At 71.2% G+C, this 10,772-nt stretch carries 13 protein-coding genes; 6 read left to right on the top strand and 7 right to left on the bottom strand.

Annotation, left to right across the window (positions count from 1 at the left end; all coding sequences use genetic code 11):
• Positions 1 to 20 precede the first annotated feature (20 nt).
• From DSX2_RS10045 to pspA, 3 genes are all read right to left on the bottom strand, one after another.
• Positions 21 to 395, bottom strand: a complete 375-nt coding sequence (locus DSX2_RS10045; protein ID WP_020880918.1) for a PspC domain-containing protein — start codon at positions 393 to 395, stop codon at positions 21 to 23.
• Positions 385 to 618, bottom strand: a complete 234-nt coding sequence (locus DSX2_RS10040; RefSeq protein WP_020880917.1) for a hypothetical protein — start codon at positions 616 to 618, stop codon at positions 385 to 387. Before DSX2_RS10040 ends, DSX2_RS10045 begins: the two co-directional genes overlap by 11 nt.
• 78 nt (positions 619 to 696) lie before the next feature.
• A complete protein-coding gene (gene pspA, locus DSX2_RS10035) occupies positions 697 to 1,356 on the bottom strand; it encodes a phage shock protein PspA (protein WP_020880916.1) in 660 nt (219 codons plus the stop codon).
• Positions 1,357 to 1,605: 249 nt separating this feature from the next.
• Between pspA and DSX2_RS10030 the strand changes: the two genes are divergently transcribed.
• On the top strand, positions 1,606 to 2,814 hold the full coding sequence (locus DSX2_RS10030; protein ID WP_020880915.1) for a sigma 54-interacting transcriptional regulator: 1,209 nt from the start codon (positions 1,606 to 1,608) through the stop codon (positions 2,812 to 2,814).
• A gap of 108 nt (positions 2,815 to 2,922) precedes the next feature.
• Here DSX2_RS10030 and DSX2_RS10025 read toward each other — a convergent pair whose 3' ends face one another.
• The 4 genes from DSX2_RS10025 to DSX2_RS10010 form a co-directional block, all read right to left on the bottom strand.
• Positions 2,923 to 3,150 carry a hypothetical protein gene (locus DSX2_RS10025; protein ID WP_020880914.1) on the bottom strand — a complete coding sequence of 76 codons (228 nt, stop codon included), beginning with the start codon at positions 3,148 to 3,150 and terminating at the stop codon, positions 2,923 to 2,925.
• Between the two features lie 86 nt (positions 3,151 to 3,236).
• Positions 3,237 to 3,977, bottom strand: a complete 741-nt coding sequence (locus DSX2_RS10020) for a hypothetical protein (RefSeq protein ID WP_020880913.1) — start codon at positions 3,975 to 3,977, stop codon at positions 3,237 to 3,239.
• A 120-nt stretch (positions 3,978 to 4,097) separates the two neighbouring features.
• Positions 4,098 to 5,279: a M48 family metallopeptidase gene (locus DSX2_RS10015; RefSeq protein ID WP_020880912.1), complete on the bottom strand. Its 1,182-nt coding sequence runs from the start codon at positions 5,277 to 5,279 to the stop codon at positions 4,098 to 4,100.
• Between the two features lie 244 nt (positions 5,280 to 5,523).
• Positions 5,524 to 5,895: a hypothetical protein gene (locus DSX2_RS10010; RefSeq protein WP_020880911.1), complete on the bottom strand. Its 372-nt coding sequence runs from the start codon at positions 5,893 to 5,895 to the stop codon at positions 5,524 to 5,526.
• Between the two features lie 331 nt (positions 5,896 to 6,226).
• On the opposite strand from DSX2_RS10010, the gene DSX2_RS10005 reads away from it, so the two are divergent.
• From DSX2_RS10005 to DSX2_RS09985, 5 genes are all read left to right on the top strand, one after another.
• Positions 6,227 to 6,508 (top strand): hypothetical protein, encoded by a 282-nt coding sequence (locus tag DSX2_RS10005; protein ID WP_020880910.1) that lies wholly within the window; start codon positions 6,227 to 6,229, stop codon positions 6,506 to 6,508.
• Positions 6,509 to 6,545: 37 nt separating this feature from the next.
• Positions 6,546 to 6,827 carry an amphi-Trp domain-containing protein gene (locus DSX2_RS10000; RefSeq protein WP_020880909.1) on the top strand — a complete coding sequence of 94 codons (282 nt, stop codon included), beginning with the start codon at positions 6,546 to 6,548 and terminating at the stop codon, positions 6,825 to 6,827.
• 203 nt (positions 6,828 to 7,030) lie between these two features.
• Entirely contained in the window at positions 7,031 to 8,164 is a 1,134-nt protein-coding gene (locus DSX2_RS17590; RefSeq protein WP_020880908.1) for an amphi-Trp domain-containing protein, read from the top strand.
• A 233-nt stretch (positions 8,165 to 8,397) separates the two neighbouring features.
• Positions 8,398 to 9,384 carry a UDP-glucose 4-epimerase GalE gene (gene galE, locus DSX2_RS09990; protein ID WP_020880907.1) on the top strand — a complete coding sequence of 329 codons (987 nt, stop codon included), beginning with the start codon at positions 8,398 to 8,400 and terminating at the stop codon, positions 9,382 to 9,384.
• A 135-nt stretch (positions 9,385 to 9,519) separates the two neighbouring features.
• A complete protein-coding gene (locus DSX2_RS09985) occupies positions 9,520 to 10,758 on the top strand; it encodes a NupC/NupG family nucleoside CNT transporter (protein ID WP_020880906.1) in 1,239 nt (412 codons plus the stop codon).
• Positions 10,759 to 10,772: the final 14 nt, after the last annotated feature.

Here is a 10,772-nt window from a genome sequence, read left to right as displayed (position 1 = left end):
CGCTTCGTTTTCGGGCAAGGCTATTTGCCGTTCATGCGGCGTTCCCAGTCGTATTCGCGGCTGGTGACGGCGTCCTCGATGCGGCGGATGCGGCGGTCGAGGGAGTCCATCTTGCGGCGCAGGCGGTCTCCGGCCGAGCGGGGGGAGGCGACGTAGGACTCGTAGAAGTCGCGCGCGTCCGGGGACTCGGGCTCGAGGATGGGCTCGGGCTTCAGCAGCAGGGCGGCGAGCAGGTAGAGCCCGACGCCGGGCCAGATGCCCGTGGCCAGTGTGAGTATCACGAAGAGGACGCGCACGGCGAGCACGGGCAGCCCGGCATACTGGGCCAGGCCCTTCAGCACGCCGAGCAGGCGTCCCGAGCGCGAGCGGTAGGGTCCTGTGCGGTCAGCGGTCATTTCTGCGCTCCCGTTCCATGAGCAGGGTTTCCAGGGACTCCACGCGGCGCTCCATGCGCTCCAGGGTCCGGTGCATCTCCTGGGCGTCGCGGGTCTCCTCGTCGCGGGTGGATCGCCCCTTGCGGCCGCGGCGCAGCCAGAGCAGGCCGAAGATGAAGCCGAAGATGATGAGCAGCCGAAGCGTCTGGAAGAGTTCGGGTATCATGGCGTTGAAGTGGTGCATGGGCTCTCCGGTGGCCGTCGGTTGTCGTGCAACGTTTCTGCGGCAAGCATATCCCAGGCGCTCGCGTCCGGCAAAGGGCTAATCGAGTTCCTTCTTCAGGGCGGCCAGCTCGGCCTCCACGTCCTCGTCGCGCTCGAGCTCGCGGAAGGCGGACTCCAGGCCGGGGCGGCGGCGGTCCGGGTCCTCGACCTCGGCCGCGGCCTCCATGCGCTCTATCTTGCGCTCCAGGGTCTCGAAGCGGCGCACGGCGTCGCTCGAATCGGCCTCGCGCAGGCGGCGGCGGCAGCGGGTGCGCTGCTCGGCGCGGTGGTGGCGGGCCACCAGGCTCTTCTGCTTCTCGCGGGCCTGGGCCAGCTTGTCCTCGAGGCGGCCTATGTCGTCCTGGGCCTGGGCCACGAGGGTGTCGGCCTGGGCCAGCTCGTCCTCGAGCGAGGCCGCGCGGGCGGCCAGGCGCTTCTTCTCGGCCAGGGCCTCGCGGGCCAGCTCGTCGCGCCCCTTGGCCACGGCCAGGCGGGCGCGCTCGGACCAGGCGTCCACGCGGCCGGAGAGCGAATCCAGGTTGCGGGCGGTGGTGGCGCGCTCGGCCATGGCCGCGGCGCAGGCGGCCTTGAGCTCCACCAGGGTGTCTTCCATCTCGCGGATCATGAGCCGGATCATCTTGTCCGGGTCTTCCGCGTGGTCGAGCATGGCGTTCAGGTTGGCGCTGACGATGTCCTTGAAGCGGGAGAAGATGCCCATGACGTCCTCCGTGCCCTCGCGGGCTTAGGTCTGGTGCGCCGCGGTCCGGGGGCGGCCGGGCCGGGCGATGCGTTCTGCGCTGGGAAAAGCATGGTCCGTGCCAGACGAGGCAGGCGACATAAGAGGCCGGAATTGATGGGGATATCATGCGGCAGGCGTGCGCAGCGCGTGGTTTTTTCACCCGAAGATTGGCTTTTTCAGCCGAAATGTGGTTGATTCGACGCACAATCGGCGAACGAAGGAGACGGCATGGCCGGGAACGGTGGGCAGGCGCAGTACAACGGGCAGTATGCCGCGAGATATCCCGCGGCCTCCGTGGAGGTGGTGGGCGAGAGCGAGGCCTTCCTGGCCTTTCAGGAGGCGCTGGCGCGCGCGGCGGCCGTGGACCGGCCCGTGCTGCTGGCGGGCGAGCGCGGCACGGGCAAGGAGCTGGCCGCGGCCAGGCTGCACTTCCTCTCGCCGCGCTGGGGCGGGCCCCTGCAGGCGGTGAACTGCGCGGCGCTCGCGCCCACGCTGCTCGAGGACGAGCTCTTCGGCCACGAGGCCGGGGCCTTCACGGGCGCGGCCGGGCGCCGGGCCGGGCGCTTCGAGGCCGCGGAGGGCGGCACGCTCTTTCTGGACGAGATCGGCGCGCTCTCCCTGGCCGCGCAGGAGAAGATGCTGCGCGTGGTGGAGTACGGCGTCTTCGAGCGGCTGGGCGGCACGGCCGCCGTGCGCGTGGACGTGCGCCTGGTGGGCGCGAGCAACGCGGACCTGCCGCTTCTCGCCGAGCAGGGCCGCTTCAAGCGCGACCTGCTGGACCGCCTCTCCTTCCTGGTGCTGACCCTGCCGCCGCTGCGCGCCCGCGACGGCGACGCCCTGCTCCTGGCCGTCCATTTCGCGCGGCGCTTCGCCCTGGAGACGGGGCGCGACGAGCCGCGCTTCTCGCCCTCGGCGGAGGCGCGGCTCGCCGCCCATTCCTGGCCGGGCAACGTGCGCGAGCTGAAGAGCTGCGTGGAGCGCTCGGTCTTCGCCGCCTCGGGCGACGTGGTGGAGGAGATCGTCCTCGACCCCTTCGCCTCGCCCTGGCGCGAGGCCGCCAGGCGCATGGCCGCGCGCGAGGCGGGCGCCGCGGCCGGGGGAGTGGAGGGGAGCGGAGCGGCCGCCCCGCATGTCCCGGCCTCTCCGATTTTTCCAGGCTCCCCGGGCGCCCTCCCTTCTCTCGATCTGGCGACCCCGCTGCCCGAGCAGGTGGACAGGCTCAAGGTGGCGCTGTGCCGCGCGGCCCTGGCCCGCGCCCGGCACAACCGCCGCGCCGCGGCCGGGCTGCTCGGCCTCAGCTACGACCAGCTGCGCGCGCTCCTGCGCAGGTACGGCGACCGGATACTGGAGGAGCCCCGGGGCGATGGGGCGGGAACGGAAAACCGGGAACCGGGGAAGACGGGATCGGAGGAAGGGCAGGGCGGGGACGAGCCCTGAGGAGGCCCGGCGATGCGGGCTGGATGCATGCCTGCGGACTGCGTACGGATAGGGCGCGGACGGCCTTGCCGTCCGCTGTTCCCGTCTCGTCGGCCGCGGCTCAGCCGATCAGGCTTCGCCGGTCCAGATGTAGCCCGTGGCGCGCTCCGGCACGAAGGCCTCGGTGGCGGGCTGGATGATCACGTGGCCCGCCGGGGAGACGGAGACCTCGCCCGCCGGAGCGGGATCGAAGTGCCCTGCCGGGGGGACGGAGGTGACCGCGCCCGCCGGGGACGCGGTGGTCATGCCTGGGGGGCCGACGGGCGTGGCGCCCGCGCCGGTGGTGAGGATGGCCATGGCTGTCGCTCCTTTGATCCGAATCTACGCCCTTGCGCGGCGGGGTCAAGCGCGCGTCCCGCCGCGTGTGCCGTCCTGGAGCCTCGCTACCGCCGCGCCAGGGCGGGCGGCGGGGTCTTTTCGATGATCCGGGTGACGCCGAGCAGCCCCAGGCCGTCGCGCACGGTCAGCACGCGGCGCCCGTCTGCCTCGGCCTCGCGCATCTCGCGGCGCGGGCGGGAGTAGGCGGGGAAGATGGCCGCCAGGGCCAGAAGGCCCGCCACGATCCATGCCCAGCGCTCCCCGCCCGAGGAGATCGCGATGCAGGGCACGCTCAGCAGGAGCACCCCGTAGAGCAGCCCCACGAACTTGTACTCGAAGCGCACCGTGTGCCGGGTCTCGAAGCGGCGCCAGAAGAGCGCGTCCGTGAAGATGCCGTTCTCCACCTCGCGGTCGGGCGGGGTGAAGTCCTGGCGCAGCACGGCGTAGCAGAGAAAGATGGAGGAGAGGAACTGCAGCGTCTTGCCCGGGTCGGCCAAGAGCTTCTTGCCCGCCACGAAGAGCAGGGCGTTCAGCGCGCTGAGCAGCAGGGCCGGGGCCACGCCGATGGGGCGGCGCAGCAGCGCGAGGCGCAGCAGCAGGGGCAGGCCGCAGGCCAGGCACCAGCCGAGCACGAAGGTCAGGATGGAGACCACGAGCAGCCCGGGCAGGCTGACCCCCATGCCGCGCAGGGAGGCGATCCCCCTGGGCGCGACGACGAGCGCCGTGCTCCAGGCGAGCAGGAAATCGAGCAGCATCAGGCCCGCGACGGTCGCGAGCATCCGCTTGGGCGAACGCCAGATATGCATCTTCACTCCGTTGCCCGCGCCTCTTTCCCCGCGCGGATGGTGCCTGCATAGGCGCCGTGGCCGTCCGCGTCAATGCCGCGCCGGGAAATCCGCGGCCCGTGGGCCGAAGCCGGACCCCGGCTACTCGGAGCCCCTGACCACGCCCCTGTCGGGCGCGGCCGCCCCTTCCGCCCGCCCGGAACCTGCCGCGTCCCCCGTCTTCTCGTCCATGTTCGGCACCAGGGGCTCCCCGGCCGCGATCTTGGCGTCTATCTCCGCGGCGGTGCGCTCGACCAGCTCGTAGCGTTCCGCGTTGGACGGATGGTCCGTGTCGCGGGAGATGGTGCCCATGTTGCGCAGGGACATGCGGCGCCAGAAATCCGCCGCGTGGTCCACGGGGTAGCCCGCCCGGGCGGTGAAATAGAGCCCCGCGTAGTCGGCCTCGCGCTCGAAGTCCGTGGAAAAGGCATTTCCGGCGGCTGCGCTGAAGGCCCCGTGCGTCTGCCCGCCCGCCAGCGCGGAGAGGACGTCGAGGATCCCGCCGACGGCCGAGTTCTCCTTCTGGGCCTCGAGATGACCGTAGGCGCTGTGCGCCATCTCGTGGCCGAGGACCACGGCCAGATACTCGTCCGTGTCCGCCAGGCGCATCATGCCCTGGCTGACCGTGATGGACGGGCCGGTGGAGTAGGCGTTCGGGGCCTCGCCCAGCTCGAGCCGGAAGAAATAGCCGCAGACCACCTCGGGCTCGATCTCCGCCGTGACGGGCAGCGCCCCGCGCTGCAGCTGGAAGCGCAGCGTCCTGCGGCGCTCGCGCAGGGCCTGTGTGGCGGCGGTGAACAGGGCCTCCTGCAGGTCGGCGTCGTCCTCGCCCGCGCTCTCCTTGTCCACGGAGACGATGCGGTCGCCCACGCGGACCCCGGCGCGGTCCGCCGGGCCGCCGGGCAGCAGGCCCACGACCACGGGCCGGTCGCCGGGCTTCATGACCTCGTCGAAGGCCTCGCGCAGATCCTCGGGGAAGCTCGGCGTGCTCTCCACGACCATGCCGAAGCCCGGCGCCTTTGCCGGGCACAGGGGCTCGCCCGCGCGGGCCACGGTGTAGCCCACGTTGTGCAGCCGGGTGTTCATGGACAGGATCTCCTTCACGTAGAGCCGCCGCTGGATGGCGGCCTCCCTGTCCTTGTCCTGGCCGGAGACCCGAGGCCCCCGCGTGTGCGGCGTGGCGCAGCCCGCGAGCAGGGCCGCCGCCAGCCCGGCGGCCAGCGCCAGGCGGACGAGCCTCGATGTTCCCCGGACGATCCGATGCGCGGCGGTCGGCCGTTCCATGCGTTCCCCTCCCTGTTTCGCCACAGGACGTAGCTGAAAGCACGGAACGGATCAAGGAGCGCATACGGGTTTTTCTCTTGGAACGGCGGCCGGGCCGGGCATGCGCCGGACGCGCGTTTCCGGCGGGCGCGCGTCCGGCGCGGAGGACGGGAACGCGGAGGACGGGAAACGGGAAGGGCCGGGCGGCCGGGCCCAGGGAGGACCTGCCGCCCGGCCCCGGGGGCCGGGCGTTCGCGGGACGGGTCTAAGCCTGTCCGTGGTACATCTTGGCCTCGGTCTTGGCCGGATTCTTTTCCAGATGCCGATAGCGCTTGCACGCCGTCTCGGCGAAGTCCTGCATGATGCGCGAAAGGTCCGATTCGCTCCAGGCGTCCTTGAAATCGGAGCGCATGGCAAACCCGGGGGAGAACTCGTAGCCCTCGGCCAGATGCGGCGCGAGGCTCACGTCCTCGTAGCGCGTCGTCCCCATCACGCCCAGGGCGGAGTCGAGCAGCTCCCGGGCCGTGTAGACGAAGAACTTCTTCACGTCCTCCACGGATTCCGCCTGGTCGAGCCGTTCGCGGAACAGGGGCCTCAGCTGATTCTCGATCTTGGTGAAGGAAACCTGCTTGGTCATGGTGCCCTCCTTGCTGCACACGCGCCCGGAACGTGATACGAGTGGACAGGGTCTCCCGAGCGTACGGCCAGGATACATGTTTCACGCAGCAGGGCAAGGGGATGCGGGATTTTCCGCGGTGCGTCCGGCCGGGCCGGGGCAGAACGGGCGGAAGAGGGCCGGGGCGCGCCCCGACGCCGAGCCGACGCATGCCCGACGCGGCAGCGCCACCTGCCCGCGATAGGCTTCACACTGCGCGCAACCGCGCCTGCCGCGCTCGTTGACAGCCTTGGTGCACAGGCATAGTGCTCACAGATACTGTACGGAATCTGTACACGAAACGGAGCATTTCATGCGGGTATTCAAGGACGAAGCGGCGACGAAGCGGGTGATTTTCAACGTGCGTCTGGACCTGGCAGAGCGCCTGGAGAAGGCCAAGGAAGAGGCCAGGCTGCTGGGCAGGAAGCTGGATTTCGAGGCCACCATCGACAAGGCGCTCGAAAAGTTCCTGAAGAAGGCGGAGCGCCGCATCGAGGAACTCAAGTGCGGGCTCGGGGACGATGCCCGGGCCCCGGGCCGCGCCTTGCCGCCCGAGGACGAAACGGACGGCGAGGGCGGAACGGTCCTGGATTGAGAACGGGTACGTGAACAGACAACGCGAGGGAAAGAAGATGTCCAAGTCCAAGGTGTTCGAGATCGAGGAAGAGGCCCTGGCCTACAACGCGGGCGTCCTGGTCGAGCGCGTGGCCCAGGGGCTGTGCCGGGGCAGGATCGAGATGGAAGGCGACGCCGGTCAGGTCGCCCTCGAGGTGCCCAAGGAGGTCAAGATCTCCTGCTCCGCCAAGAAGAAGGAGAAGGACGGCGGCGCCAAGTGCAAAGTGGAGATCGAGATCAGCTGGTACATCGCCGACCAGGAGCCCTGCGGGGACTGCGGCTGCGGCTGCGACGACTGATTTCGCGCGCCGCGCGGCCCGGGCTCGAAGGTGCTGGGCCGTGCGGCGGCCGTTCGTCCCCGCCGCGGGGCGTTGACAGCCTGTTCCAGCCCCTGTAGAGGGATAATTGAGTACAAGTAGTGTACGTTTTCCGTTCATAAACTGTACGCGCTCTTGCTGCGTCCGCGTTCCAGGCGGCAGCGGTGCGCGAGGAGGTTCGGGTCATGGAAAAGAACGACATCCGCATCGAGGGGTTCCTCTCGACGGCCGACGCGGCCTCGACCCTGGGGAGCTTCGCCCAGGGGCTGCGCTGCGGTCGCCTGCGCGTCAGCCAGGGCGGCAACGCGGCCGACATCGTGACCACCGGCCCCCTCAAGGCGTCGCTCAAGGCGGCGTCCAAGAAGGACAAGACCAAGCTGTCCCTCAAGCTGTCCTGGAAGGACCAGGCGGCGCCCGTGTGCGAGGGCTTCGCGGGCGAGGTCCCGCCGGCCGCGGAGGACGGGAAGAAGGGCAAGCCCTTCCCGCTCCTGGCCGTGCGGCCCTGCGGCCCGTGCGATGCCGCGGAGGCGGCCGCCGAGACGCCCCTGTCCGGGGGCGAGGTTCCCGAGACGCTTTCCAAGATCAAGGCCAAGGGCGTGCTCGATCCCTGCTCCCTGGCGGAGCTGCTGGACGTGCTCGCCGCGGGCGTGGCCTGCGGCAGCCTGGACATGGCGGACGAGGAGGGCGTCCTCCCCCTGCGCCTGGGCGAGGCCCTGGGGCTGACGCTGAAGGTCAAGGACAAGGGCGGGAGCCAGTCCCTGTCCCTCAAGCTGGCCTGGGACCCCGAGATGCAGGGCGTGCCCGCGGGGCTCGAGCCCTTCCTCTCCTTCGAGGCCGCGCCCGGACCCGGCAGCCTGCTTGCGCCCGTGCCGGAGGCGGGCCTGCCCGCACAGCGGCCCGAGGCAGCGCCCCCGGCCATGCCCGCCGTGCCGCCGAGCGTGCCCGAGGCACGGTCCGCCGCGCCGAAGATCGCGACTCCGGTGCCGCACTCGAGCCCGGCCGACTCCCCGTCCGCCGCGTCCGCGCAAGCGAAGCCCGCCGCGCCGAAGATCGTCACCCCCGTGCCGCGGTCCGGCCCGGCCGACCCTGCCGGGAGCGCCCCCCGGGCCGAGGCCGCGCCCGCGCGCGAGCCCGCGCCCGACGTGCTGGCCGCCGCGCCCAAGTCCGCCCAGGCCCCCGCGCCCACGGCCGCCTCCAAAACCGCCTCCAAAACTGCGGCCAAGACGTCGGCCAAGCCCAAGGCACCGGCCCGGAAGGCCGCCGCGCCCAAGACCAAGGCCGGGGCCAAGGCCGCGCCCAAGTCGTCCAGGAAGGGCTGATCCGGCCGCCTGCCGCGCCGCGCTTCACGCAGGCCGCCGTCCCCGCCGGGACGGCGGCCTGCCTGCTTTTCGCGCCGCGCGCCCGCACCCGGCATTCCCGAGTTCTCAAAAGGGCTGTTTTCCCGTATAGAGTCCGGGGCGCGGCCCGGCCGCGCAGGATTTCCACCCGCACACGACCCGAACCGTCCCCGAAGCGCCCCTAGCCGGGCGGCCGGGGCGCCTGAAGGAAGCACATGGCCAGGCACATCTTCGTCGTCGGAGGAGCAGGCTACATCGGCAGCCACACCTGCAAGGCCCTGGCCGCGCAGGGCTACGTGCCCGTGACCCTGGACAACCTGGTCTACGGCCACGAGTGGGCCGTGAAATGGGGGCCTTTTACGCGCGTGGACATCCTCGACCGGCCCGGCCTCGACGAATGCTTCGCCAGGTACAGGCCCGAGGCGGTCATGCACTTCGCCGCCTTCACCTACGTGGGCGAGTCCGTGCGCGACCCGGGCAAGTACTACCAGAACAACGTGGCCGGGACCGTGAACCTGCTGGAAGCCATGCGCGCCGCGGGCTGCTCCCGCTTCATCTTCTCCAGCTCCTGCGCGGTCTACGGCATCCCCACCCGCCTGCCCCTCACCGAGGACCACGGCTTCGCGCCCATCAACCCCTACGGCACGAGCAAGCTCATGGTGGAGCAGATGCTGCGCGACTACGCCAAGGCCTACGGCCAAAGCTCCATGTCGCTGCGCTACTTCAACGCCGCGGGCGCCGACCCGGACGGGGAGTCGGGCGAGTGCCACGACCCGGAGACCCATCTCATCCCCCTGGCCCTGCGCGCCGCCCTGGACCCGGACAGCCCGCTCACCGTCTTCGGCTCGGACTACGACACCCCGGACGGCACCTGCATCCGCGACTACGTGCACGTCGCGGACCTCGCCCAGGCGCACGTCCTGGCCCTGGACCTGCTGCGCGAGCCGGGCCTTGCCCGCGCCCTGAACCTGGGCAACGGCACCGGCTACTCCGTGCGCCAGGTCATCGACACCGTCTCGGAGGTCTCCGGCCTGCCCGTGGCCTGGAAGGCGGGCGAGCGGCGCGAGGGCGACCCCTCCCGCCTCGTGGCCGACTCGTCGCGCGCCCGCGCCGAGCTCGGCTGGCAGCCCCGCCACGAACGCCTCGGCGAGATCGTGGAGCACGCCTGGCGCTGGGCCCAGGGCCGCCCGGAGTGCAGGTAGCGGCAGGCCGCCGCCCTCCCGCGCCCCCGACCCCTTCCCCGACGTCCGCCGCGTGTTGCGCGCCGGACGGAAATTCCGTACCTCCGTGGAACACCGCGCGCCGTGGGCCCGCACGGGCCGTCGAAGGGGGAACGCATGCTGCACAGCGCCTTGGGGCTTCTCGCCCTGTGCCTTCTCTGCTGGCTGATCTCGGAGAACCGCCGCGCCGTCTGCCTGCGCTTCGTGGCCGTGGGGCTCGTGCTCCAGGTCGCCGTGGCCCTGGCCCTGACGCGCATTCCGGTGCTGAAGGACGTGTTCCTGAGGCTGAACGACCTCGTGGGCGCGCTGGAAAAGGCCACCATGGCGGGCACCGCCTTCGTCTTCGGCTACCTCGGCGGCGGCGCGCTGCCCTTCCACGAGCCCTATCCCGGCTCGAGCTTCATCCTGGCCTTCAGGGCGCTGCCCCTGGTCCTGGTCGTCAGCGCCCTCTCGTCCCTGCTCTTCTACTGGCGCGTGATCCCGGTGGTGGTGGGCTTCTTCGCCTGGGCGCTCCGCCGCACGCTGGGCGTGGGCGGCGCGGTGGGCGTGGCCGTGGCGGCCAACGTCTTCGTGGGCATGGTGGAGGGGCCGCTGCTCATCAAGGAGTACCTGGAGCGCATGACCCGCTCCGAGCTCTTCACGGTGATGACCGCGGGCATGGCCACCATCGCGGGCACGGTCATGTTCCTCTACGCCTCGTTCCTGAAGGACGTGATCCCCGACTCCCTGGGCCAGATCCTCATCGCCTCGATCATCAGCGCGCCCGCGGCCATCGTGGTCAGCCGGATCATGATCCCGGAGACCGAGGAGCCCACCGGGGGCGGCCTGCCCAAGACCCAGGGCGCGGGCGGCTCCATGGACGCCGTCACGCGGGGCACGGCCGAGGGGCTCACCCTCCTGCTGAACATCGCGGCCATGCTCATCGTGCTCGTGGCCCTGGTCAGCCTGGCCAACCAGATGCTGGGCTGGCTGCCCTCCGTGGCGGGCGCGCCGCTCACCATGCAGCGCATGCTGGGCTGGGTCATGGCCCCGCTGGTCTGGCTCATCGGCGTCCCCTGGAGCGAGGCGCACGCCGCGGGCGCCCTCATGGGCACCAAGATCGTGCTCAACGAGTTCATCGCCTACCTCGACCTCGCCAAGCTGCCGCCGGACGTCCTCTCCGAGCGCAGCCGCATCATCATGACCTACGCCATGTGCGGCTTCGCCAACTTCGGCAGCCTCGGCATCATGATCGGCGGCCTGGGCGCCATGGCCCCGAAGCGCCGGAGCGAGATCGTCTCCCTGGGCATGCGCACCATCGTCTCGGGCACCCTGGCCACGCTCATGACGGGCGCGGTGATCGGGATGCTGCTCTAGTGTGACGTCCGCAA

The organism is Desulfovibrio sp. X2, from assembly GCF_000422205.1.
In the GTDB taxonomy this organism is placed as follows: Bacteria; Desulfobacterota; Desulfovibrionia; order Desulfovibrionales; family Desulfovibrionaceae; genus Alkalidesulfovibrio.
The sequence above is the reverse complement of the archived record's forward strand: the minus strand, read 5'-3'. Positions and strand labels throughout refer to the sequence as shown.